This is a genomic window from Pacificibacter marinus (assembly GCF_018860665.1).
GTDB classification, from domain to species: Bacteria; Pseudomonadota; Alphaproteobacteria; order Rhodobacterales; family Rhodobacteraceae; genus Celeribacter; species Celeribacter marinus_A.
Genome location: NZ_JAHKPK010000040.1, coordinates 64,496 through 89,651, shown reverse-complemented (window position 1 = coordinate 89,651; position 25,156 = coordinate 64,496). Strand labels below are relative to the sequence as shown.

Sequence of the window (25,156 nt, the reverse complement as noted above, 5' to 3'; positions counted from 1 at the left end):
GGCACACGAAATGTCCAAAGTCTACATCTGGACGGGCTGGCTTTCCTTCCTGATCTTCGTGCCCTTGGCTGTCACATCGACAGACGGCTGGGGTCGCAAAGTGGGTTCTCGCTGGAAAACACTCCAGCGGGGCGTTTATGGGGCCGCGGTGCTGACGTTTTTGCATTGGTCTGCCCCGCCGCACGCTAGATACGGCGAGGCAAGTGAGCTTATTCGGCAGCAACAGTCTGGGGCATTGTCGCGTTCAGGCGACCCGACAGGCGCACCAGAACAATCCCGACAGCCACCACACCTGCGGCGATGTAGGGGGCCGCGGCAAGGCCGATGCCTTCGACCACAAGTCCTCCAGCCCATGCGCCGCCGGCGATGCCGAGGTTGAATGCGCCAATGTTCAGACCGGACGCCACATCAACCGCACCGGGCGAGACTTCGCGTGCGATTTGCACGACGTAAGATTGCAGCGGCGGCACGTTGGCGAAGGCAAAACCGCCCCAGAAAGCCGCAACCGCGATGGCTGCAATCGGGTGTGTAAGGAACGCACCAAGTGCGACCAGTGATATCGCAAGACCAGCAAAGATCACCGTCAGGGACGCTACTGCACCGATACGGTCGGCCAGTTTACCACCCGCGATGTTGCCCACGGCAACAGAAGCCCCATAGAGCAGCATTACGAGGCTGATGGCACCTGCGGAAAGGCCAGTGACTTCGTTCAGCATCGGCGCAAGGAAGGTAAAGGCAATGAAGTTGCCGCCATAGCCGACAGCCGTGATCAGATAGACCAGCAAAAGACGCGGCGAGGTCAGCACTTGTAGCTGGGCTTTTATCCCTGCCGAGGCTGTCTTGGTCAGATTAGCGGGCACTAAGATGGCCGAAGTAATGAAGCCGATCACCCCCAAAGCGACAACGCCAAGGAAAGTCGATTGCCAGCCAAAGTTTTGACCGATGAACGTCCCCAAAGGCACACCCGTCACAAGCGCGACAGTCAAGCCAAGGAACACCAACGCAATGGCCGAGCTTTCCTTTTCAGGTTCCACAAGATCGGTCGCGATCGTCGAGGCGATGGCAAAGAACACGCCGTGAGCCAGACCAGTAATAAAGCGCGCAGCGACAAGGCTGCCGTAATCCGGCGCAAAGGCGGCATAAGCATTGCCGAGCGTGAACAGCGCCAGCAAGAGAAGTAACAGCGTTTTGCGCGGCACGCGGTCGGCCATGGCGGTCAGCACAGGCGCGCCAATGGTCACGCCAAGCGCATAAAGGCTAACGAGCAGGCCAGCCGAAGGAATCGAAACGCCAAGATCGGCGGCGATGGTGGGAAGTAAGCCGACGATAACGAACTCGGTCGTTCCGACGGCGAAAGCGCTGATGGTCAGCGCCCAAAGGGCTAGGGGCATCGGTGTTCTCCAATAAATTTGATGTCGACGACGTATATGCCAGCCGCTATCTATTGCGAGAACAGACAAGTTTGGAATGGATCATTGCAAAAACTGCACGAATTGCTGCGCATGGGAGACTTGGCCGCCTTTGTCGGGATCGTCGATGATGGGGGCTTTGCTGAATCTGCGCGGCGCAGGGGGGTATCTGCCTCTACGCTCAGCCGGTCGGTCACGCGGCTGGAAGAGCAGTTGAAAGTCACATTGCTACGCCGCACCACGCGGTCCATCGAAATCACTCCCGAAGGCGCGGCCGTTCTGGCCGAGGCGCGTGAAATTCTGGATCGCAGCGAAGCCCTGCAGGAAATCGCAACCAGCGGACAGGCCCCCGCAGGACCGCTTCGCATAAACGCGCCTGTGCCGTATGTTTTACACGTCCTCGCACCGCGTCTGGCCGAGTTTCACGCGCAATACCCCAACATCCAGTTGACTATCGACATGACAGACTCGCTGGTGGATCTGATCGGCAGTCACGCGGATGTTGCCATTCGGCTGGGAAAGCTGCCCGATAGCGACATGCTGCACCGCCCCTTGGGGCGCACGGCGTGGAAATTAGTGGCTGCGCCGGACTATCTTGATCGCAACGGGTGGCCAAAAACACCAACCGACCTCGCAAAATTGGAGCAGGTTCGGTTCGCTGCACCAGATCATATCAATACGCTGCGCTTCGCCGGACTGGCCACTCCAATATCGGTGCCGCCCTCCGTGACCGCGGGCAATGGAGAGGCCGTGCGCCAGATGGTATTAGGCGGTCTGGGTATAGCGCGGTTCTCCGATTTCATGATCGCAGATGACGTAAGTGCGGGCCGCTTGGTTGAGCTGTTCCCTGGTCAGCTTGAGGTTGAACCGCTGGATATCTCAGCACTTTACCTCACCCGCGTGTCGGGGTTGCGACGGCTGGGCGCTTTTCTGGATTGGTTGCGGCTCATTAACATAGGCTGAGCCTTTCGGGCGCTCTTTCAGCATGTATAACGATTCCGAGCAAAGCTTGGCCTCAAGAAATCACGCTACGTCAGTCTTATTTTAGGCATATTTAAGATGTCCGCTCTCCGGACGCTGCACTGCAGTGGCGCATCCGATGATCGCTCAGAGCCCACTTCTCCTGATGCTGCGGATTGTTCGAATGGCTGCTTTGCGGAAAATGATGTGACGTGAGCTGTTTGATCGAACCCTGAGAAAGGATAGATTGGGCACCTTCCAAAATTCAATTGCTTAAATACCCCATAACTGCCCTTATAACGCGTCGTCTAAGCGCGACTTCATCCGTTTCTCCAGCCAAACCGGCATGCTCAATCATCCCCTTGGATATTGCGATGACATCTTGAGTGGTTTGTTCGGAAACTGTAAATTCACTTCGACACAACAAATGTTCAATTTTAGCCTTCAGTGCATCTTTGAACTGTATCGTTTCATCGTTGAGCGGCAGGAACGCCTCTGCCTGATCCAGCGCCAAAGCCAAATTTGGCCAGTGAAGATGCAGTTGAATAATCACCTCCAGAACCGCATTTAAAGCCGCCTCAAACAGATCTGCCTCGGTGTCGGCTAAAGCCATGTCCACCCCTGTTAGCATTCGCTCTCGTTTTTGACGGATAAGTTCCGTCATAATGGCTTCTTTATTGGGAAAATATTGATAGAGCGATCCAACACTCACCCCAGCACGCATTGCTATTTGGTTGGTGTTCAACGCTCCGTGACCACGTTCCACCAAAATGTGAGCAGAAGCTTCCAAGATGAAAGCAACGGTGGCCTGAGCGCGTTCTTGGCGTGGACTTTTGCGTTTATTGATTGCCTGCGTCATCCATCATTCCAATGCGAGTATTTAATGTGAGCAATAGCTCTTATAATGCGGCCAATAAGAAATAAACACTGGATTAACTGGAAATGACTCAAACTTTCTTTGAGGGACGAACAGTCTTGGTGACTGGCGGGGCGCGAGGGATAGGGCGTGCACTGACGTCGCAGCTCGTGACTTCAGGAGCTCATGTTATCGCTGTTGGCCGAAATCAATCAGATCTCAGCGCAGTTCGTGCTGAATTGGGTGATCAAGTGACCACTTACCAACTTGACCTAACGCATCCGCATGACGTCACCAAATTTGTCGAACGTGTTACATCGGACCACCCTGAGCTTTCAGTCCTCATCAATAACGCCGGCATACAGACTGAAATGGACCTGTTCGACGAAACCTATACTTCCGTCGCAAAGTCTGTGTGCAATGAGATCGATCTAAATCTACTGGCGCCGATAGCTTTGACATGGCAACTCATTCCAGTTCTGAGGGCGCAGCCCGAAGCGATTGTCGTCAATATTACGACGGGCCTCGCGATTTCGCCGAAGGAAGCGTCACCGATCTATTGCGCAACAAAAGCCGGACTAAGATCCTTCACGCAATCACTGCGTTACCAGTGCCAGACCTCAGCGCCGCAAATTCAAGTGATCGAGGCAATCATGACTTTGGTTGATACGGACATGACATCGGGGCGAGGTAAGCGAAAAATGTCGAGTCACGATGCCGCCGCCGCCATATTAAAAGGCGTTTTCGCAGGCAAGTCAGAAATCTGGATAGGAAAGTCGGCGTTATTACCACTCCTCTCCCGCGTTAGCCCTCGGCTCGTCCGCCGTATTCTACGTTAAGCCAGCCGTTCACAATATCCAATAGAAGGTCCGGAAAGTCTCGCTCGGCTTCATCTGGTTGTCCTGCAATGCTGTGGTCTCGACCAAGGTCCACTATGCGCGCTTCGCACAACCCTACCGGACAGTGGATGCCGCCTTCATCGGGGAAACGCCCCACTGGGGCCTTTCCTGATCCTCTTCGGTTTGGCACTTCCCTCTCTTTGCGCAGCAGCCGGACTTCCTTGCGAAGGCGTGCATTCTTGTTTTCGACGTCCTTGTGGGGACCTGACATCAGGTCGTTATGCTGATGCTGTGGAACCCATTTGCTCAAAGTCGAAAGAGACCGGAACCAAAACGGCGCAAGACCACCCACAGAACGCGGCGATTTAGCGATCTCTTGCGTGACGTAGATATCTCGCATCCTGATGTATGGCTCAGGCACTCAGGGTTTAATGTCCCCAAAGTCAGCTCAGCCAGTACACCATGAAGATGGACGGACAACTTGTCGCTTTATGGTGATGGTCTAGGTAAACGTCGTATTTCATCCTCTATGAATTTGAAAGCAACTGTGTAGATTCTGCGACTGGCCCCATTAACATTGGGGATTACCGCACAGATTCTGTGGGGATCAGAAATGTCAGGCGGTCGGGATTCATATCTGCGATTACAATTGTTCCGGCCTGCTGCACGGCTAACCCGTGCCCATAGGTCGAAAAAGTCCGACAGCGCCCAATAAGCTGTCCCGTAGCATCATAAGCCGACAGTCTTGGGGTTTGATCCGTCACCAACAGCATACCATCGGGCGTTAAAGCGAGCGCCATGGGTTTGTGAAGCCCATTGATTTGCGTTAACCAGTTGCCCTCCGCGTCGAATATCTGAACGCGATCATTCTCACGATCCGCAACACAAAGCCGACCTTGCATATCAAACAGAACGCTATGAGGGGTTGAAAATGCGCCGGCGGAGGTGCCCGGTACACCAAATGTTTTTAGGTGTCGCAGTTCGGGGCTGAAAATATGAACGGTGCTGTTGCCATAACCATCGGCGATATAAAATCGGCCATCTGGCCCCCGCACGCAATCACAGGGATGGTTGAACGGGTGCCCCAATTGCGGGTGATCGTCGCAGTGCATACGTGCGCGTTCTCGCAGAGTCGCGTCAACTATGATGACCTTATGCCCGTCCATATCCGTAATCGCCAATTGACCAGAACCGATGTTGCGCATCCCGTGGCCGCACACAAAATCGGGCAAGGCGACACTTCGATCCAACAGCATGCCGTCCAGCCCAAGCACAACCAGTTCCGGTGATTGCCGCCTTAGCACAATGACCTTGTCGTCCAGTATCGCAACATCGCTGACCCCTGTTAGAGCGGGATCAACGATATGGGTCACGCGATAGCGTTGCGGGCCTAAAGTGACGTAGGCGGTGGGCCGTGCGGTGTTTGTGTTAAGCTGCGGCATCAGTAGGTTTGCTCTACCAGCCAAGTCGCTATTCCGGGGAATGCGGTGAGCAGGATCACAGCCAGAACCAGGATCAAGAAATAGGGGACCACCATGCGGGTGATTTCGAAGATCGATTTTCCGGTCAGGTTCTGGATCACAAATAGGTTGAACCCCAACGGCGGTGTGATCTGGGCCATTTCCACAACGATGATCAAATAGATGCCAAACCAGATCGGGTCGATTCCCACGGCGACCACCGCAGGCATGACGACTGAGGTTGTTAGTACGACAATTGAAATCCCATCGAGGAAACATCCGAGTAAAACGAAAAACACAGTCAGCACTGCGATCAACCCAGCCGTCCCAAGTCCGCTGGCAGATATGAGTTCGGCCAACTGTCCGGGCAAACCGGAAAAGCTCATCGCTGAGGTTAGAAAGGCTGCGCCCAACAGGATGAGCCCGATCATGGCAGAGGTGCGGGTGGCCCCCATCAAGGATGCGATAAATGCTTTGAGGGAAAGAGATCGGCCAAAGGCGGCGATGATCAGCGCGCCCAAAACACCGATGGCTGCGGCTTCGGTTGCTGTGGCGACGCCTGCGTAGATCGACCCGATGACCCCGATAATCAACCCGACCACGGGCAACAGCATGCGCAAGCGGCGCAGACGTTCCCCTATGGAAACACGCGGTTCGGGGGCTGGCACGCCATCCGGGTTCATCTTTGACCAGATCGCGATATAGGTTGAAAACAGCGCCATCAGCATCAATCCGGGGATAACACCTGCAATGAACAAACGGTTGATAGATACCTGCGCCGCAACGCCATAAACGATCATCACAATAGAAGGCGGGATCAACAAGCCTAGCGTGCCTGATCCGGCCAAAGATCCGATGGCGAGGCGGTCGGCATAGCCGCGCGATTTAAGTTCTGGCAAAGAAATGCGTCCTACGGTGGCCGTGGTCGCAGCAGATGAGCCGGAGACTGCGGCAAAAATTCCGCAACCGACAACATTCACATGAGCCAAGCCGCCCGGCAGGCGTCCGACCAACGGGGCGAGGCCGGAAAAAAGGTTTTCGGCCAAACGTGTCCGATACAGGATTTCACCCATCCAGATGAACAGCGGCAGCGCGGTCAGTGTCCAGCTTGCTGAATGGACCCACATGACGGTGCCAAGAATGGCGTCAACGGGTGTCGAGGTGAAGATTGAAAAAATGACAAAGCCAGAGGCGATAAGCGCAAGGCCGACCCAAATCCCCAAGCCCAAAAGCACAAGCAAAGTAACGACAAGTACGCTCGATTGCAGAAGGATATCCATGATTATTCTCCTCCCAAGAGGGCGTCAGGTTTTTGGATTTCGACGGGTCGTCCAAGGATCAATCGCACAGTGCGTTCCGCAAAAGCCACGGTGAAAAGGGCGGACCCTAGCACCATCGCGGATTGTGGAATCCAAAGCGGCACGGCGACCACTCCTTGGCTGAGTTCATTATAGGTCCAGCTTTCTGACACGTAGCCAAAGATCGCCCATGCAACCCAGCCCATCATCACGGTCGCAAAGCCTGCCGCCAGAATGTCAGCGATGTGGCCTATTTTGGGGGACAAAAGCTGGCGTAAAGAGGTCACGCGAATATGGTCGCCGTGGATCAGCGTTGCGGGCAGCGCAAGGAAGATTGACGCACTTAACGCCCAAGCGGCGAAATCATCGGCGGACGGTATCTGGCTGCCCATCAGGCGAAGTCCGATCTGCGATAGGATCAAAACAGCAATCCCCATAAGGGACAGCGCGGCCAAGGCGCCACAGAAGTTGAAGATATGGCGTGAAAGTAACATGGCTTCGGGCTCCAAAGAATTGGGGGGGGGGCGCTGACGGGCACCTGAACAAATAAAGAAAAAAAAGGCCCGGACGTTTAACAGCCCAGGCCTCGTTTAGGCTTAGTTCATCGCATCGACGATTTTTTGCCCGTTCTCTCCAGCCTGTTCCAGCCATTCGGCACTCATCGTCGCTGCAATCGCCTCAAAGTCTGTTGCCAGACCTTCTGGTGTCGGCAATACGGTCATGCCGTTGTCGGCCATAGTTTGAGTGGCTTCGGTGGTGGCGACCTCTGCCATTTCAAATCCACGGTCCTCGGCCAATGAGGCGGCCTCTTGCAATGCGGCTTTGGTGTCATCGGACAAGCCGTCATAGGCGTCTTGGTTCACGATCACCATGTTCTTGGGCAAGAAGGCCTGTACATCATAGTAATAGTCTACGAAATCCCACGCTTGGCTGTCCACACCCGTTGACGGCGACGTGATCATGCCGTTGATAACGCCTGTCGAAAACGCTTGGCTGATTTCTGACGTGGCGATGGTGGCAGGCACCGCGCCCAAAAGTTCGGCCAGACGGGCTGTTGATGGGTTGTAGGCGCGGAACTTTACGCCGTCAAAAGATGTCGCGTCGGTCACCTCGTTGTTCATGTAAATACCCTGCGGAGGCCAAGGCGCAGCATAGAGCAGGACAAGCCCGTCTTCGGCCAGTTTTTCCTCATAGATAGGGCGAGACGCTGCCCATAGTGCGCGGGCCTCGTCGAATGTTGTCGCCATAAGAGGAACGGCATCGGCGGAATAGACGGGGTCTTCGTTGCCGAGGGCAGAAATGAGCACTTCGCCGATGGGTACGATGCCGCGTTGAACGCCACGTTTCAGTTCAGGACGTGCCAACAGCACAGAGTTGGACACAACGTCGATTTCCAATTCGCCGTTTGACAGGCGGGCGACATCATCGGCGAAGGCGCGGATGTTTTGAGTCAGGTAGTTGCCGTCAGGGGCGTCAGCCGACATTTGCCACGTTTCAGCATGGGCAAGGCTTGCTGTTAGAGCTGCGATAGCTGTTCCGATAAGAAAATGTTTCATTTGAAGTCTCTCCTTGTTGTTTTGTTCGTTTTTTTATGCCCGTCTCGCACCCAGCGCGAGACGGGATGGTTCTATTCAATCTTCCAACGGGGGCAGATCGTTTTCGTCCAGCGACCACATGAGGCCGAAGGTTTCGGATTCTCGCACGGCCCCGCCAAGCTGTTCACGCAACTGGCGCAACGTGGCTTCGGCAATGGGTTCCGATGATACGTCCACCGCAATGCAAGGGGCCAAAACGCGACCTTCGGTGTTTTCGGAGGGCAACGGTGTCGAAAGGGTTTCGTCGGGGACCATGTAATGCACACGCAAAACGCCGTCCTTTGCCATCATGTCCGACAAGATGGCGGTTATGTCGTCGGATGCTGTTGCACCTGGGACCAGTTCTATTAGTACGAGCGCGCCCCCCCAGCCAAAACCGCCCTCTTGCGCCACGTGCATCACACGGCGACGCGTGTTGGACATGCGGCCAAAATTTGTGACAGACCACTGGGTTTGCTTCGTAAACGCCTTGCGATAGGCCTCGGTCGTGAAATCAGCGAGGGCTGTGGCGCGATAAAGTGCTAAGTAGCGACGCGCAGAACCTGAAATGGCGCGGTAACGACGCGCACCGGTAAACCCTTTGATCCGGACCCGTTCTTCCATGTGCTCGCGGTCATACCAAAGGTTGAAATCGGCCTCATGGTCTGGGTCGATATCGCTCCAGACGAAAAGTTGCGCCTGATCTGTCGTACGGATCTTGTTCATTCTGCATCCTGATGTTTGAACAAAACTCTCCCGTTCGTAGCGGGCTGTGCCTGCCTACGTCTTGATGGGTCAGTCATGTCGATTTCTGTTAAGACAGCTTCGCCACAATGCGACCTTTCCACAAACGGAATAATTTAGGGGGGGGTGATCGGGTTTGGTGATGATGTCATATAGGTGGTTGCAAAAGGCGTTGATGGCGCTCGGCGCAGGCCCGTGCCAGATCGGCAATTGCCTTATAAGTGGCGGCGTCCGAACTCCGCCGCCAGATGCAATAAAGGGGCAGCGGCGGCAATTGCGCATCCACGTTGATGGGGAACACTTCAGGTCCAGACAGGTCACTCGCCAATGGCAGTGTTGCTATGCCAAGTCCGCGCTGGGTCAGCCTTGCGATCGCTGCCATTGAGGTGATGCAATGTACTATAGAGGGCCTAAGCCCGCGTTCACTAAAGAGAGCTAAGACATTGGTATGGGGACGAGAATTTCGGGTGAAGGTGATGAGCGGGCTGCTGACCACATCGGCAAGCGTCAAGGTTTCGCCGCGCATCCCCTCTGGGCCAAACCAGCCCATGGCGAGAGGCGGCAAATCCGCGCAAACACAGGTCTCATCGTGGCGGTCATCGGTTGTCAGCAACATATCTAGCGCCCCGCGCTCGAACGCGGCGGCAATGTTGGGTGTGGGTTTGACCGTCAATTCCAGTTCCAGACGGGGATAACAGCGGGCCACCTCTTCGATAAGATCGCACAGCCATGTGTGAACAACCGAAGACACCAATCCAAGACGCACTCGACCCACAGACTCGGTTGGATCGGACAGTGTGTTGCGCAAAGTGCGTTCGGTCGCCAGCATCTCTTGGGCTTTGTTCAGAATCATCGCGCCGGCAACTGTGATGCGTGTTGCGTGAAATTCACGGTCAAACAATCTGACCCGCAGTTCGGTTTCCAGCGCAGATATCCGACTGGACACCGTCGCCTGACTAACATTCAACTGCTCTGCTGCCGCACGAAAGCTGCCCAAATTGGCGACGGCGACGAAGGTTTCTAAAAATCGTGTGTTCATCGCAGAGACAGCATCCCGGTCGGTGCTTTTAATAAGGGTTTCGCGCCTGTTTGTGTGATTTCTATCATCTGGCCCAGTGCCGCACCGCCAATCCCGTCAACGAAGACATTCGGGTGCAATTCAAGCACCATACCAGCCTCAAGGACCGGCCCTGCCTGCGTAGGTATGTTTTCGGGATGTGCCCCGAAGGTTTGCGCAAACGCCGCTGTCAGTCCTGGTTCTTCGTAAGTGAGGCCAAGACCATGCCCCGCCCGAAAACTTTTGCTCTTGCGACTATTTGGGGTGCCTTTGGGCGTGTCTAGGGCATCGGCCATTGCATTTACGGCGTCGGAAACAGAGCGCCCAGGGCGCAGAGCATCCATGCCGAGATTGAGCGCCGTTGCGACCTGTTTATGAAGTTTTTCCACCCCAACGGGGACAGGGCCGATATGTCCCATTCGTAAACCATGTGCCCAGTGACCATCGACGGTCAACGCAACACCAAACAACATTTGGTCGCCCTGTTCGGCGGGCTTTTCCGTTTCTTCTGGCCAGTATCTCGGGTGGTCCGCTTGTGGACGCAAGGTTAGCCATGTGCGGCAATATTCGGCACCCTGTTGGCGTGCGAGGTCTTCGAGAATACGCTGGCTTTCTCGCCCTCTGCGGTTCTCTTTGATGGCCTCGGGCAAGGCTGCAAACACAGTGTCGCAGATCGACGCCCCAAACCGATGCAGATCTAGGGCTGCTGGGTCTTTCACCTGCCGCAGATCATCAAGGCGCGATGTGACATCAACGCCGTGTCCCAAATGTAAGGCGAGAGTGCGGTACAGTCCCATCGGCATTTCATCCACGCCGATCAGTGCAGGTGCTTGACCCGCCAGAAAGTCTGCGACCGCCTGCGGCCAGAGCGGGAGAGGGAGGTTTTCAGGTGATAACTCTGGCACTGCGTCCATAGCAGAGGGGACCATGAACGGGCTTGTTAGCAAAAGGCGGGATGTTTGTGGTCCAAGCAACAATACTGCGCTTGATTCATGGCTGTCCCAGCCTGTTAAAAACCGCATCCCCCCATGTGATCGCGTGCCTGCCCCGAGTGCGCTGCCCATGCCGAATACGACAATGGGGCGCCCCTTTGTCAGGTTAAGCAGCGCCGCACGCCGCGCTGCGTGCCGTGTCGGGTGGCTGCGGCGCAGGGTGGGAGGCAGGTCATCCATGAGCCAGATCGGTTTCCATCGCCAAGGCTGCGCCTAGTATTGTTTCATCCTGTCCGCCAAAGCCGGTCAGCATGGCCCCTATCAAGGCTTCGCCTTGGCCGAAGGGCAGACTGATGCTGCATCCGTCCATAACATTGGCGAGGCTGGTGTTGCGCAAGGCCAGTAGGTTGAGACGTGAAAACCCCTCATCTGTGGCAACATCATCAAAGCGCGGTGGCTGAATGGCGACAGTTGGTAATAGCACAAGTGCATCGCCGATTTCAGCTCGAAATGCTGTGATCAAATCGGCACGCTGTGCCAAAGTTGCGGCAAAATCTGCCTCGGATATTTCCAATCCACGTTCCATGCGCATGCGCACGCGAGGGTCCATTTTTGCGCCATGTTCGGCAAGCTTATCTTTAAAACGGCGCAGGCTTTCGAAGGCGCTAAATTGCCAGACAGGCAGAGTTCCATAGGCGTCGAGCACCGGCAATGTCACTTCGCGGATTTTCCAGCCAGATGCTGTCAAGGTCTCACGCAGTTTGTCAAAGCCAGCGGCAACCGCAGGATCAAGATCGGTTAGGCCAAAGTTCAAAGGCACTATCAATTCGGGACGCTGTTGGGGCAGAACCTCAACGGGATGTCCTGCCATGACCTGCCATGCAGTCACACAGGTGGTGACATCGCGTGCCATTGGGCCGACGCTATCTAGACTTTCTGACAAGGGCATCGCGCCCGCCATAGGTACACTAGATTGGGTTGGCTTGAATCCGCAAAGCCCGCAAAATGCCGCCGGAATGCGCAAAGACCCGCCCGTGTCACTGCCGAGCGTAATATCGGCCAGACCTGTCGCAACAGAGACCGCCCCGCCAGAGGTGGACCCCCCCGGAATGCGCCCTGCAAACAATGGGTTTTCGGGCGTGCCATCATGAGGGTTGAGCCCCAAACCGGAATAGGCCAGTTCTGTCATCGTCGTACGCCCGATCACGCGGGCCCCAGCGGCTTTAAGTCTTTCGACGGCCGTCGCGTCTTTGATAGCGGGCTTCGCATCTGCCAAAATAGGGCTACCAGCGCGTGTGATTTGACCTTTGATATCGAACAAGTCTTTGACGGACAGCACTTTGTCTTTCAGGGGGCCATCATTCCCGGCTGACTGAGCAAATTCGTCGGGCATCAGCTTCGTGAATACATGCGCACTTGCTTGCGCGCGTGCGATGCGTTCGATGTCTGTGGTGTTGGCTTGGTCAGGATGTGTCATGCGATCACCGGTAGTGTTGTCATTGCGTATTCCAGTGTGATTTCACGCTTTAATACAGGGTCCGTCAAGCGCATCCGGTAGGCCTCGCCTTCGCGCACGCCGCCAATTGCGCCTAGTGTTCCGCATAACATCGCGCCGCCATCGGGCAAGTCATAGGCAGTGACAAGGTCCGCAAGAGGGCGGATGCTGGATAGCGTACCTGTTTGATAGGTCACCCAAGCGCCGTTTTCACGAATGTCGCAATGCAGCTCCAAATCATCCAGATGGTCTTTGACCTCATCCATAGGCCACAGCATATCGGCCACTGGCTTGGCGCAGGCCTGTTTTGAGGCCGCTACGGAATGGGCCTCAAGCGGGCGATCTGTGTGATCTGATCCCAGACCCAACCACAAGGCACCCTTGGCATGGATCACCAGCGGCTCCACTTCGCCCGATGTTCCAGCCCCTAGAACTTCAAGATGATCGCTTTGTTGTACTAGGTTCGCGGATGTTCGATAGAATAGTGGCACCTGCGACGGCGGTGCCACACCAATCGCGGCAAGTTCGTCAATATGGTGCTGAACTTTGTCTTGGTCGCGTCCGGTCCAACCGGCAACCACAAGGTGATGGATGTCAAATGTAACGGGCCCGTTGGGTGTTTCAAACTGCATAAGTGTCCTGTGAAATTAAAGGGTATCAGGCAGCCAAAGGGCCAACCCGGGAATAAGAATTAGAAGTCCAACCATGCCCAGCATGACGAGAACAAAGGGGATCGCGCCTGCAACAACGTCGCCCATTTTCCCGCGTTTGCGGACGGACTGTACGACATAAAGGTTGAGGCCAACGGGCGGCGTGATCAGCGCCATTTCGATCAGCACAATCATCAAAATGCCGAACCAGATTTTGTCGAAACCGAAGCTTTCAATAATTGGCACTACAATCGGGATGGTCGCGACCATGAGAGACAGGGTTTCGATGAAAAAGCCCAACACGATGTAAATCAAGACGATCACCAGCAAGGTGCCATAAGCGCCAAGGCCAAGCCCTTCGAGCAATTGCTGCAACTGGCGGCTGATGCCTAATGCGGTGAGGGCGAAGTTCAAAACATAGGCGCCGATCACGACCAGCATAATCATTGACGTGGTTTTGATCGTGCCACGCAGCGCTTCATTCAGCATTTGCAGCGTCAAGGCGCGGTTTAACGCGGCAATGGCCAGCGCAAATACGACGCCAAGGGCTGCGGATTCGGTCGGTGTGGCGATGCCAGCATAGATCGTGACAACAATCGTTGCGAATAGGCCCATCACCGGCAACAGGTCAGGCAACCCACGCATCCGTTCGCTCCAAGTGTAATCTGGGCGTTGTCCTCCAAGAGAGGGTTTCCAAACACACAAGGCAATGACGACAGCCATAAACAATAGGGCCAACAAGATGCCCGGAAGAAGGCCCGCCAAAAACAAACGTGGGATCGATGTTTCGGTCAGAAAACCGTAAACGATCAAATTGATCGAGGGCGGGATCATGATCCCGAGGGTACCACCCGCCGCGATTGCACCGGTAAACAGACGCGGATCATAGCCAAGCCTGTCGCCTTGCGGTGTGGCCACGGTGGCTACGGTTGCCGCAGTAGCCACCGAGCTGCCCGAGGTTGCTGAAAACAGGGTAGATGTGGCGATATTGGCGTGGATCAACCCGCCGGGCAGCCAAGATAACCAGCTGTTCAGCGCGTTATATGTGCGGCTTGCCACGCCACTGCGCACAAGTATTTCGCCAAGCAGCACAAAGAACGGGATCGCGATCAAGGTGCCTGAATTGGATGAGGACCAGACGACTTGACCCAATCCACGCATTAATGGGAACGGAGAGAAAAATGTATCAAGTGCGATGGACAATAAAATCAGGATGATCCCGACAGGGATCGAGGCCAAGAGCAACGCAAACAGCCCTGTTGTTGTAAATAAAATCATAGCTCCCCCTTAAAGCCGGCGGCATCATCAACGGCGGACCAGTCGCGTTTGATCATGAAGGCCATGACAGAAACCAATAAAATCAAGGCGGATACCGCGAACCACAGCCAGCCTGCAAACCACAGGGTTTGCGGCAATGCCAGAGGTGTGGCCAGCGCAGTGTTCGCACGGGAGTCGTTGGCAAGGGTGGAGGCCAAAACCCCCCACCCGCGCCATCCGATGACCACGGCAGTCACCGCAAGTGCAGCAAGTGCAAAAAGGTCCATCCAAGCACGCCCCGCAGGGACAAATTTGTTGCGGATCAATTCGATGCGCACATGTGCCCGCTCGGTTAGGGCGTAACTGGCGCCCCATGCCGTTGCTATGGCCATGACGTAACCGGACATTTCGTCCGTGCCACCCAATGGATGCCCGAAGGCACGCATCGCCACATCTGCGAGGATTGCAACCACCGCGATCAGCAACATTATACCTGCAGCAAGGGCTATGTAGCCGTTGATACGTGTTAGAGTTTGGATAAGACCTTGCATGCTGTCGGCCTTAGTTCGCGACGAAGGAAACGCCGGTGGCGACGCCGACTGTATCATTCCAACGTTGCCCCCAGTCACCGCCAGCACGTTCGGACCATTCAGGCAAGATCGTCGTGATCAACAGATCTTTGACAAGCTCTTCGTCGGCAGATGTCGCTTCAACCAAGGTCATGTCGCGTGTTTCGCCCAAGGGGCATTCCTCACCGCCGGTCAAACAGGCGATTTCGGCGGACATGTTGGCCTGTGCTTCAGCCCATGCAGGTTCTTCAATTTGTTCAACGAACGATGTTGTCAAAGCTTCTTGCATGCCTGCGTCCATGGCGTTCCAACGATCCAAACGGATCGCGGCGACCACAGGGTCCCAACCGCCAAGTGCGAGCGGAAGCAGGTGGGTGGACACTTCCCACCAACCAGAACTATAGCCAGAGCCAGCACCCGTGACAGCACAGTCAATAACGCCGCGCTGAAGGGCCCCAGGAACTTCGCCGAAGGCCATTGTTACGGCTTCTGACCCCAATCCTTCTAGGACATTGGCGGTCATACGACCCGAGGCGCGGACTTTCAAACCTTCAAGGTCGGCAAGACCCGTGATGGGCGCGTTACAAAATACGATTTGTGCAGGGTAGGGGGCTGTACCGATGACATGCGCATTAAAGACAGTTTCAAAGATGTCATTCATTATCGGGCGCGCTGCGTCCAATGCGGCCTTTGCCTCAATGGCGTCGCTGGCAACCAATGGCACGTCCAGACCTTCCAGCGCGGCACTGTCGGAAACGGCATAGTCAGCCGCCGTCATGCCCACATCGAAAACGCCTTGGGACATCATGCGGAACACATCGCCGCCGGAAATGCCCATTTGGTCATGCGTGGTCAAGGCAACCTCTAGCGTGCCATCAACGGCATCAGGTAGGCCCGTTGTCCAAAATGGAGCTTCATAGTTTTTGTGTAGGGGCAATCCACTCCAGCTGCCGACAACGGACAGACTGTCTTGTGCGTGGGCTGCGGTGCCGAGCAAGAGTGCGGTAAGCGCGAATGTAATTTTGTTCATTGGAGGACCTCTGTTGTTGGACTGGACGCAATGGCAGCGACCTTGCAATAAGGTTCTGTGGCGAGGCACATTTTGTCAAATTTTATGTTTTGATATAAAGTGATAATATATGATTATCACCTAAGGCGAGATCCCCATGAATTTTGACCAAGTTAAAACCTTTCTGGCAGTGGCGCGGCTGGGGGCGGTTCGGCGGGCAGCAATGGCGTTGAACCTTTCGCAACCCGCTGTTTCAAATCGAATTTTGGCATTGGAAAAAGATCTGAATGTCACACTATTTGACCGCAGCGGGGGCGGTATGCAACTGAGCCGCGCGGGCATTCTTCTGATCCCTCATGCGGAAGTGTTAGAGCAGACGATGAACAGAATCCGTTCTGAGCTTGTTTCATCAGAACTGTTTGAATCTGTTCTGCGCCTCGGCGTTATTGAAACGGCAGCAGAAAGTTGGCTCGCTGAGTTTCTCGCGCGCTTCCACCGTTTGTATCCGCGGGTTGTGGTTGAGGTATCTGTCGATATCTCTGTAAATCTGCGCGAACAAATGTTGGATCGCTCTCTTGATCTTGTGGTGCTGATGGGCCCGATTTCGGAGTACACGGTCACCAATGTGGCTCTCCCGTCCGTTGAAATGGGATGGTTTAAACAGGCTGGCACAGATGATCCTGATCTTTCAAAAACGCCTGTCATTACATTTCACCGTAAGTCGCGACCATTTCAGGAAATTCATGCCAATTTAACGCGGCTTCATGGATCGGGTGTGCGCGTTTTCCCGTCAAGTGCGCTGTCTACGGGGTTTGAATTGGTCGCGGCGGGCATCGGTGCAGGGGCCTTTCCCAAGATGACGTCGCACAGAAGCATGGAAAGCGGGCGAGTCACCTGGTTTGACCCAGGCTGGGCGCCAAATCCACTTGCTTTGTCGGCGTCATTTTTGCGTGAGTATGAGGGCACATTTATCGAGAAAGCCGTGCAATGCCTGAACGAAGTCGCGCATGAAGCTGCTCAGCCTCCATCCGTTTGACATGTGTCAATATGATCTTCCATGCCCGCCACTCTTTAAAAGGGGAGCATTTGTAATTGATTCTCATGTAGGGTTGCGAGGCGACAATTTGAGTTGTGACCCGCATAAATGCGGCAGACTCCTGTTGCGAGTGTCCCTATTTGCGTTGCTTCGATAGGGATTGAGACGGGTCCTGATATAATTTTAACCGCTTATAAATTCTGTCTCACACGTATGAGACTTGTCTCACTATACTCGCGAAACGGATTGCAGCGTGGAGTTCTGGCGGTAATCGGATAAAAGCTGCACTAAACGGGAGGCATAACATTGGTCAAAGCACTTGTTCTTGAAGAAAAGGGAAAACTAAACATTCGGGATTTTCCCCTGACGCAGACCTTTGGTCCTGCCGATGTTCGTATCGGCATCCGTACTGTCGGTGTCTGCGGGTCTGATGTACATTACTATACACACGGGAAAATTGGACCTTTCGTTGTAAACGAGCCAATGATCCTAGGGCATGAAGCCGCGGGCGTCGTTCTTGAGATTGGCGCGGACGTGACGCATTTGAAAGTCGGTGATCGGGTCTGCATGGAGCCGGGTATTCCCGAAGCGACATCGCGCGCCTCAAAACTGGGTATTTACAACGTTGATCCGTCCGTCAGTTTTTGGGCCACGCCGCCTGTTCATGGCTGTCTGACGCCTGAAGTTATCCATCCCGCCGCTTTCACCTACCGGATTCCTGACCATGTGAGCTTTGCCGAAGGAGCAATGGTCGAGCCGTTTGCAATCGGGATGCAAAGTGCGCTGCGCGCGCGTATCCAGCCCGGTGATATTGCAGTTGTTACCGGTGCGGGGCCGATAGGTATGATGACGGCTTTGGCCGCCTTGGCGGGGGGCTGTGCCAAAGTTTATGTCGCCGATCTCGCGCAACCCAAACTGGACATCATTGGGGCCTATGAGGGTATCGAGACGATCAACATTCGCCAGAAATCCGCAGCCGAAGCCATTGCCGAGGCTACTGACGGATGGGGGGCTGATGTTGTGTTCGAATGTTCTGGTGCTGCGCCCGCTATTTTGGGACTGCCTGCGCTTGCGCGTCCCGGTGGGGCTGTGGTTCTTGTTGGGATGCCTGTCGATCCTGTGCCTGTGGACATCGTCGGGATGCAGGCCAAGGAGCTCAGGGTCGAAACGGTGTTCCGCTACGCCAATATATATGATCGGGCGATTGCATTGATCGCGGCGGGCAAAGTGGACCTCAAGCCGCTGATTTCAGCCACACTGCCGTTCAAGGACAGCATCGCGGCGTTTGATCGCGCTGTTGAGGCCCGCGAGACGGATGTTAAAATCCAGATTGATTTGCAAGGGGCCTGAGACCGCAACGCATCGCGGATCTGACCGAATAACAATAGGGGCATCGGGGTTTAAATCTCTGGTGCTCCGTTTGATTCTACGTGCCCTATCACTCTGCACCGCAATGGCAGAAGTGTGGTTTGAATGAGGACGTCACTGATACGAATTAGACCGTATCTTGCGTGGAAAAGTATCAGAACTTTCAAAGTCTCTCATGCTTTCGCCAGAGCCGTATTTTCATGGGTTTATGATTTTGCCTCGGTGCATGTTACACTTAATCTTCTTTCAATTGGTTCTGCGCTGCAGCGAGATGGCGCTGCGATGCTTTGTGTTGATTGTCGAGCCTGAAGGTGGAGTTCTCGTCACTGTGGGCCAGAAGGAGGTCAAAAAAGTATCATTATTGGCGCTGTGTTGTGGTGGCTGGAGGCCGACGAGACTGATATAAAAGAATCAAGGCGAATAGGAGGGCGGCCACGTTGGGAGACGGAACAGCTTCGGGGAAATGGGGAGGATGACATGCAGCTCGACCTAGAGTTGGTGCATATCAGAGAGGGAGAGTCGTTTGCGGCTTGGCGTCACGGCTATCCGTTTCGCACCGTGCGTTGGCACTATCATCCTGAATACGAAATCCATCTCGTGGCGGCGACACATGGCAAGTTCTATGTGGGCGACCACGTTGGGGAATTCTCCCCAGGTCAGCTTATTATGACAGGCCCGAACCTGCCGCAAAACTGGATCAGTGACATTGGGTCTGCCGAGGCCGTGCCGCAGCGCACAGAAGTGATCCAGTTCCCTCAGAGCTTTGTCGACAAGGTTCTTGATGCTTTCCCAGAGGCCGCTGCCGCACAATCGCTGTTTGAGCGCAGTCGGCGTGGCATTCTTTTTGATTATGAAACCGGAGAGGCGGTGCGCCCGCTTATGCGGCGATTGCTCAATGCGCGTGGGGTTCTTCGGTTAGGGCTGTTCTTTGAGATTCTGGACAGGCTTTTGAAAGCGTCAAACATCCAGACACTTTCCAGTCTCAGCTATATGTTGAATTTGGAAAAACAAGAAGAATCCGAAATGAACAGGGTGATCGCCCATCTGCGTGAAAATCTGACTGAACCGATAAGTGAAACCGAATTGGCAGAGATGACTGGCCAGAGCCAGAGCGCCTTTTCCAGATCGTTCAAGCGGCATACCGGAACGAGTTTGGTGCGGTTTCGCAATCAGCTTCGGATCGATCTGGCTTGTCAGATGTTGGTCGCGGACCCCGATGCCAAAGTGTCTGACATTTGCTTTGATGTTGGGTTTTCAAATCTATCTAACTTCAATCGTCATTTTCTGCGGGTGAAAGGTAAGTCGCCGTCGGAATTCCGACAAATCTTTGCAGAGAACGAGGCGGTGCGTATGCCCGCTTAATTACCAAAGACCCTTCTTGGACTTAAAAACACCGCAGACATCCGTTTTGCGGCAAGGAGGGATTTTGTCTGTCAATCAAGGGAGGAACCTATGACAAATCTATTCAAAACTGTTTCCGTAGCAGCACTCGGACTGGCCGTAACGGCTGGTGCGTCCTTTGCTCAAGATAATCAGCTCAAGATCGGCATGACCTTTCAAGAGATGAACAACCCTTACTTCGTCAGCATGCAAGAGGCGCTAATGGAAGCTGCTGGTGCAATCGGCGCCGAGGTTGTTGTCACCGATGCAGGTCATGACGTGGCCAAGCAGATTTCTGATGTCGAGGATATGCTTCAGCAAGACATCGACATTCTGTTGCTCAACCCAACCGATAGCGCAGGCATCGAAGCTGCCGTGCGTATGGCCAAAGAGGCAGGCGTGATTGTGGTTGCTGTGGATGCAAATGCCAACGGCCCCGTCGATACGTTTGTTGGCTCAAAGAACCGCGATGCGGGCTATATGTCGTGTCAATATATGGCTGAGGCTATGGGCGGCGAGGGCGAAGTTGCGATCCTTGACGGTATCCCTGTTGTGCCGATTTTGCAGCGCGTCGAAGGGTGTAAAGCGGCACTCGAAGAAGCACCTGGTATCACTCTGGTCGACACCCAAAACGGCCGTCAAGACCGCTCGGTTGCCTTGGGGGTGGTCGAGAACATGATCCAAGCACATCCAAACCTTGGCGGGATTTTCTCGGTGAATGACGGGGGCGCAATGGGTGCATTGGCTGCGATCCAAGGCTCTGGCAAAGACATCAAACTGACTTCGGTTGATGGTGCGCCGGAAGCGGTTGCCGCGATTGCACAGGGCACGCCCTTTATTGAAACCACGGCTCAGTTCCCACGCGATCAGGTTCGTGTTGGTCTTGGTATGGCGCTTGCTCAATACTGGGGCGCGCGTGTGGTGCCTTCCGAAGTTCCAATCGACGTGCGTGTGGTGGATGCCGACAACGCCGATGGGTTCTCTTGGTAAACCATTAACGACAGCTGCGTCCGAAAACTTCGGGCGCAGCGATTTGCGGGAGAAAATGAATGCTCGAGATGACGGGAATACAAAAGGCTTTTGGGCCAGTGAAGGTGCTTCACGGTGTGAATCTAGAGGTCCGTGCCGGCGAGGTTCACGCCCTATTGGGTGAGAACGGGGCGGGTAAATCCACGATGATGAAGATCTTGTGCGGAATTCTCAAAGCGGATGAAGGCACTATTCGCATCGATGGCATTGAGCGGCATTTTTCTCATTACGATGAGGCGATTGCCGCTGGCATCGGCATCGTGTTTCAAGAATTCAGTCTTATTCCGTATCTGACGGCGGTTGAGAATATCTTTCTCGCGCGTGAACTGCGCACCCGTCTTGGCCTGTTAGATCGAAAGGCTATGCGGGCGCGTGCCAGTGATGTGTTAGACAAACTCGGCGTTGAGGTTTCTCTTGATGTGCCCGTCGCCGATTTGAGTGTAGCCGAGCAGCAGTTTGTAGAAATTGCCAAGGCTTTATCGCTGGATGCGCGGGTTCTGGTCCTTGACGAACCGACTGCGACCTTGACCCCGAGCGAGGTGGAGTTTCTGTTTCGGGTGATGCGGGAGCTGCGCTCGCAGGGCGTTGCCATCGTTTTTATCTCTCATCACCTCGAAGAAATTTTCGAGATTTGCGATCGTATCACGGTCCTGCGTGACGGCGAATATGTCGATACCTGCGAGGTGGACGCGATTGATACGGACCGGTTGGTCGAAATGATGGTCGGGCGTCGGATTGAAAGCAATTTTCCACCCAAACCCGTTTCGAACCCGCATGCGCGCGTGGTGATCGATGCTACGGAAATTCAATTGCACAAAAATGGCCCCGTCAGCGCCTTTCAATTGCGTCAGGGGGAAATTCTAGGCTTTGCCGGTCTTGTCGGCTCTGGGCGGACCGAAACGGCGCTGTCGATAATGGGAGCGTTCCCTGCCGTGCGCGTGAAGGTCGAGATCTATGGCGACTCTACACCCCCCAAGAACCCAAGCGAGGCGCTCGCCAGAGGCATCGGCCTCTTGCCCGAAAGTCGCAAGGAACAGGGGCTGATCACGTCATTCTCGGTCATGCAGAATATCTCGATCAACAACTACGGAAAATACCGCCGTCTCGGGGCTTTCCTCGATCTGGCCGCTGAACAACTTCACACGAAACAGGTCATGAAGGATGTGCGCGTTAAAGCCCCCAGTCCGGATGTGCCTTGCAATACGCTGTCGGGCGGGAACCAGCAAAAGGTCGTGATCGCCCGATGGCTGAATCACAACACACCAATCCTGATCTTTGATGAGCCAACACGCGGGATCGATGTGGGGGCCAAGGCCGAGATCTATCAGATGATGCGCAAACTGACCGAGGAGGGATACTCGATCATCATGATTTCTTCGGAGTTGCCCGAGATTACAGGTCTGGCGGATCGTGTGTGCGTGTTTCGAAGTGGGGCTATCGTGGCGACCCTCGACGGCACGCAGATCACCTCGGAAGACATAATGAAAAACGCCACAACAGGAACACTTAGATATGCCGCATAACTCCCCTGCTCAAACTTCGTCTTCGGCTCCGCAGTCGGTGGTCAATAGGCTCAAGCACTCTCCGTTATTGCTGCCGATGGTTGGCTTAATTGTCGTGTCGGTCGTTATGGCCTTTGCCAGTGACAATTTCTTTAGCGTCGACAATATCGTTAACGTTTTGCGTCAACAGTCCATTATCGGTATTCTCGCGATCGGCATGACATTCGTCATTTTGACGGGTGGTATTGACCTGTCGGTGGGTGCGGTCATGGCCCTGTGTGGGACGCTCGGAGCGGGTGTGATGGTCAATATGGGCCTGCCAGCGTGGCTTGGCCTGCTTACGATGATCGTTGCCGGCATCCTTTTTGGCATATTCAACGGCCTATTGGTGGCATGGGGTAAGATGCCCGCGATCATCGTAACGCTCGCGACCATGCTCATCGCGCGCGGCTTCGGGCTCGTTTACTCGGGCGGCTACCCGATCAGCGGTCTGCCAAGCTGGATTTCGTGGTTCGGTATCGGCCGCATCGGTGGCATCCCCGTCCCGATCATTATCATGATCGTTTTGTATGCCTTGGCGTGGCTTTTGTTGCAGCGCACATCTTTCGGGCGTCATGTCTATGCCATTGGTGGTAACGAGACCGCAGCCTCTCTTTCGGGCGTCAATACAAAGAGGGTCAAGCTGATTGTTTTTATGCTTTCTGGCTTCACCTCAGCTATGGCTGCAATCATTCTCACAGGTCGCCTGATGAGTGGCCAACCCGGTGCGGGCGTGGCCTTTGAACTTGATGCGATTGCAATGGTTGTCCTTGGCGGCACGGCGATTGCAGGTGGGCGGGGCCTCATCCTCGGGACTTTGATCGGCGCTGTCTTGTTGGGGATCATCAACAATGGCCTGAACCTGATGGGGATCAACCCCTATCTTCAGGACGTTATCAAGGGCTTCATCATACTTCTTGCCATCTACATTAGCCGTGAATGGTGATGACTGACGTCCGCGGACCGGAGTGTCCCTCCCGCCATTTGGGTCCGCGGGGCTTCTTATCTCTTATGAACAGGAACTGAGACGATGACAGATCACTTTATCGGTGTGGATGTCGGCACGGGGTCTGCGCGGGCCGGTGTTTTTGACGCAACGGGCACACTCTTAATGTCGGCGAAGCACGACCTCGACATGTTCCGCGCGCCCAATGGCATCGTAGAGCAATCGAGCGCACAGGTCTGGGACGCGGTGTGTCAGGCGACGCGCAAGGCCGTGGCGGATGCTGCAATTGATCCTGCAAGTGTCCGCGGGATTGGCTTTGATGCCACCTGTTCGATGGTTGTGCGTGGCACGGACGGGCAAGCGCTCGCTGTTGGCGATCCGGCTCATCCCGAACGGGATATTATCGTCTGGATGGATCACCGCGCGATTGAGCAAGCTGAACGTATTAACGCCCATAAACATGACGTGCTGGCCTATGTCGGTGGAGTAATTTCACCCGAAATGCAAACTCCCAAACTTTTGTGGCTGAAAGAAAACCGTCCTGAAACCTATAAGGCGGCGGGACATTTCTTTGATCTGACAGATTTTCTGGGTTGGAAGGCCACGGGGAGCACGGCGCGGTCCTTATGCACAGTCACGTGCAAATGGACCTATCTAGCCCATGAGAGCCGTTGGGACGCGCAATATTTTCGTGTCATCGGCCTTGGTGATCTGGCCGATGAGGACTTTGTCCGTATTGGCCAAGATATTGTCGCGCCAGGGACGGCCTTGGGAGCGGGCCTGACCAACGAGGCCGCATCGCAACTTGGTTTGATCGCTGGAACAGCGGTCGCGGCGGGTCTGATCGACGCCCATGCGGGCGGTGTCGGAACCGTCTGCGCGGGGGGCGGGGCCGAAGATCCGACGACCTGTCTTGCCTACGTGTTTGGCACGTCGTCGTGCACCATGACCACAACCCACGATCCTGCTTTCGTTCCCGGCGTATGGGGGCCATATTTCTCTGCCATGGTGCCCAACGCTTGGTTGTGCGAAGGCGGGCAATCTGCTGCGGGGGCGGCCATAAATCACCTGATAACTCTACATCCCGCATACAGTGAGGCCAAAGCACAGGCACAGGTTGCGGGGCAGCCGTTGCCCGTCTGGTTGGCCGATGCCGCGCTTGCCGCTTGTGATGATGCGTCCAAGGCCGTGTCCTTGGCGGGGGATTTACATGTTGTGCCCGAGTTCTTGGGAAACAGGGCGCCCTTTGCCGACCCTCATGCCCGCGCCGTGATTATGGGACAGGGCATGGAGACGGATATTCGGTCTCTTATTGCCCTCTACGTCGCGGGCCTGTGTGGCTTGGGCTACGGGTTGCGCCAAATCATTGAGACGCAGGCCGCACACGGTGCAGATGTGAAAACCGTCGTGGTTAGCGGCGGCGCGGGACAGCACCCGCTGATCCGTCAACTTCTGGCCGATGCGACGGGACTGCCTGTTGAGGCAACGGTATGTGCAGAACCCGTTCTTTTGGGCTCGGCCATTCTTGGCGCGGTGGCGGCCTGTCGGTTTGACGGGGTCAGGGATGCCATGCCGGTGATGTCGCATATCGCGGATATTTTCGCACCGTCAGGCGCTTCAATCGGGCAACTTCACGACAGGCGGTTCGATGCCTTTTTGAAACTTCAGGCCACCGCGCGCGAAATTCGCAACGCCACACAGACCATCAGTTCATGATCGGAAACAGTTGGGCGATAGCCACCAAAAC

23 protein-coding genes are annotated in these 25,156 nt (G+C 55.0%); 9 read left to right on the top strand and 14 right to left on the bottom strand.

What is annotated here, in order from left to right; translation table 11 throughout:
* Positions 1-209: 209 nt before the first annotated feature.
* Positions 210-1,391, bottom strand: a complete 1,182-nt coding sequence (locus KO497_RS12365) for an MFS transporter (RefSeq protein WP_215944282.1) — start codon at positions 1,389-1,391, stop codon at positions 210-212.
* 84 nt (positions 1,392-1,475) lie between these two features.
* On the opposite strand from KO497_RS12365, the gene KO497_RS12360 reads away from it, so the two are divergent.
* Positions 1,476-2,372, top strand: coding sequence for a LysR family transcriptional regulator (locus tag KO497_RS12360; RefSeq protein ID WP_215944281.1), 897 nt, complete (start codon positions 1,476-1,478; stop codon positions 2,370-2,372).
* A gap of 262 nt (positions 2,373-2,634) precedes the next feature.
* On the opposite strand, the gene KO497_RS12355 is transcribed toward KO497_RS12360, so the two are convergent.
* Complete coding sequence (locus KO497_RS12355) at positions 2,635-3,228, bottom strand: TetR/AcrR family transcriptional regulator (protein ID WP_215944280.1); 594 nt, start codon at positions 3,226-3,228, stop codon at positions 2,635-2,637.
* Between the two features lie 83 nt (positions 3,229-3,311).
* Here KO497_RS12355 and KO497_RS12350 point away from each other — a divergent pair, with 83 nt between their 5' ends.
* Complete coding sequence (locus tag KO497_RS12350) at positions 3,312-4,064, top strand: SDR family oxidoreductase (RefSeq protein WP_215944279.1); 753 nt, start codon at positions 3,312-3,314, stop codon at positions 4,062-4,064.
* Positions 4,065-4,648: 584 nt separating this feature from the next.
* On the opposite strand, the gene KO497_RS12345 is transcribed toward KO497_RS12350, so the two are convergent.
* The 12 genes from KO497_RS12345 to KO497_RS12290 all read right to left on the bottom strand — a co-directional run bounded on the left by KO497_RS12345 (position 4,649) and on the right by KO497_RS12290 (position 16,130).
* Positions 4,649-5,506 (bottom strand): hypothetical protein, encoded by an 858-nt coding sequence (locus KO497_RS12345; RefSeq protein WP_215944278.1) that lies wholly within the window; start codon positions 5,504-5,506, stop codon positions 4,649-4,651.
* Positions 5,506-6,804, bottom strand: a complete 1,299-nt coding sequence (locus tag KO497_RS12340; RefSeq protein WP_215944277.1) for a TRAP transporter large permease — start codon at positions 6,802-6,804, stop codon at positions 5,506-5,508. Before KO497_RS12340 ends, KO497_RS12345 begins: the two co-directional genes overlap by 1 nt.
* 2 nt (positions 6,805-6,806) lie before the next feature.
* Positions 6,807-7,316, bottom strand: coding sequence for a TRAP transporter small permease (locus KO497_RS12335; RefSeq protein ID WP_215944276.1), 510 nt, complete (start codon positions 7,314-7,316; stop codon positions 6,807-6,809).
* Positions 7,317-7,418: 102 nt separating this feature from the next.
* Entirely contained in the window at positions 7,419-8,378 is a 960-nt protein-coding gene (locus KO497_RS12330; protein ID WP_215944275.1) for a TRAP transporter substrate-binding protein, read from the bottom strand.
* A gap of 75 nt (positions 8,379-8,453) precedes the next feature.
* Positions 8,454-9,122 (bottom strand): DUF4286 family protein, encoded by a 669-nt coding sequence (locus tag KO497_RS12325; RefSeq protein WP_215944274.1) that lies wholly within the window; start codon positions 9,120-9,122, stop codon positions 8,454-8,456.
* A gap of 166 nt (positions 9,123-9,288) precedes the next feature.
* Positions 9,289-10,179, bottom strand: coding sequence for a LysR family transcriptional regulator (locus tag KO497_RS12320; protein WP_215944273.1), 891 nt, complete (start codon positions 10,177-10,179; stop codon positions 9,289-9,291).
* Positions 10,176-11,369 (bottom strand): M24 family metallopeptidase, encoded by a 1,194-nt coding sequence (locus KO497_RS12315; protein WP_215944272.1) that lies wholly within the window; start codon positions 11,367-11,369, stop codon positions 10,176-10,178. Before KO497_RS12315 ends, KO497_RS12320 begins: the two co-directional genes overlap by 4 nt.
* A complete protein-coding gene (locus KO497_RS12310) occupies positions 11,362-12,606 on the bottom strand; it encodes an amidase family protein (protein ID WP_252729646.1) in 1,245 nt (414 codons plus the stop codon). The genes KO497_RS12315 and KO497_RS12310 overlap by 8 nt, the downstream gene beginning before the upstream one ends.
* Entirely contained in the window at positions 12,603-13,256 is a 654-nt protein-coding gene (locus KO497_RS12305) for a DUF2848 domain-containing protein (protein ID WP_215944271.1), read from the bottom strand. The genes KO497_RS12310 and KO497_RS12305 overlap by 4 nt, the downstream gene beginning before the upstream one ends.
* 15 nt (positions 13,257-13,271) lie before the next feature.
* A complete protein-coding gene (locus tag KO497_RS12300; protein ID WP_215944270.1) occupies positions 13,272-14,552 on the bottom strand; it encodes a TRAP transporter large permease in 1,281 nt (426 codons plus the stop codon).
* Entirely contained in the window at positions 14,549-15,082 is a 534-nt protein-coding gene (locus KO497_RS12295; RefSeq protein ID WP_215944269.1) for a TRAP transporter small permease subunit, read from the bottom strand. The genes KO497_RS12300 and KO497_RS12295 overlap by 4 nt, the downstream gene beginning before the upstream one ends.
* 10 nt (positions 15,083-15,092) lie before the next feature.
* Positions 15,093-16,130 (bottom strand): TRAP transporter substrate-binding protein, encoded by a 1,038-nt coding sequence (locus KO497_RS12290; protein WP_215944268.1) that lies wholly within the window; start codon positions 16,128-16,130, stop codon positions 15,093-15,095.
* Between the two features lie 136 nt (positions 16,131-16,266).
* Here KO497_RS12290 and KO497_RS12285 point away from each other — a divergent pair, with 136 nt between their 5' ends.
* From KO497_RS12285 to KO497_RS12255, 7 genes are all read left to right on the top strand, one after another.
* Positions 16,267-17,145, top strand: coding sequence for a LysR family transcriptional regulator (locus tag KO497_RS12285; protein WP_215944267.1), 879 nt, complete (start codon positions 16,267-16,269; stop codon positions 17,143-17,145).
* Between the two features lie 306 nt (positions 17,146-17,451).
* Positions 17,452-18,495, top strand: a complete 1,044-nt coding sequence (locus KO497_RS12280; RefSeq protein ID WP_215944266.1) for an NAD(P)-dependent alcohol dehydrogenase — start codon at positions 17,452-17,454, stop codon at positions 18,493-18,495.
* A 495-nt stretch (positions 18,496-18,990) separates the two neighbouring features.
* Positions 18,991-19,875, top strand: a complete 885-nt coding sequence (locus tag KO497_RS12275) for a helix-turn-helix domain-containing protein (RefSeq protein ID WP_215944265.1) — start codon at positions 18,991-18,993, stop codon at positions 19,873-19,875.
* Positions 19,876-19,965: 90 nt separating this feature from the next.
* Entirely contained in the window at positions 19,966-20,883 is a 918-nt protein-coding gene (locus KO497_RS12270; RefSeq protein ID WP_215944264.1) for an ABC transporter substrate-binding protein, read from the top strand.
* A 59-nt stretch (positions 20,884-20,942) separates the two neighbouring features.
* The gene (locus KO497_RS12265) at positions 20,943-22,445 is read left to right on the top strand and encodes a sugar ABC transporter ATP-binding protein (RefSeq protein ID WP_215944263.1); all 1,503 of its coding nucleotides are present in this window, start codon (positions 20,943-20,945) and stop codon (positions 22,443-22,445) included.
* Positions 22,435-23,409 (top strand): ABC transporter permease, encoded by a 975-nt coding sequence (locus KO497_RS12260; RefSeq protein WP_215944262.1) that lies wholly within the window; start codon positions 22,435-22,437, stop codon positions 23,407-23,409. The genes KO497_RS12265 and KO497_RS12260 overlap by 11 nt, the downstream gene beginning before the upstream one ends.
* A gap of 84 nt (positions 23,410-23,493) precedes the next feature.
* Complete coding sequence (locus tag KO497_RS12255; RefSeq protein WP_215944261.1) at positions 23,494-25,125, top strand: FGGY-family carbohydrate kinase; 1,632 nt, start codon at positions 23,494-23,496, stop codon at positions 25,123-25,125.
* Positions 25,126-25,156 lie beyond the last annotated feature (31 nt).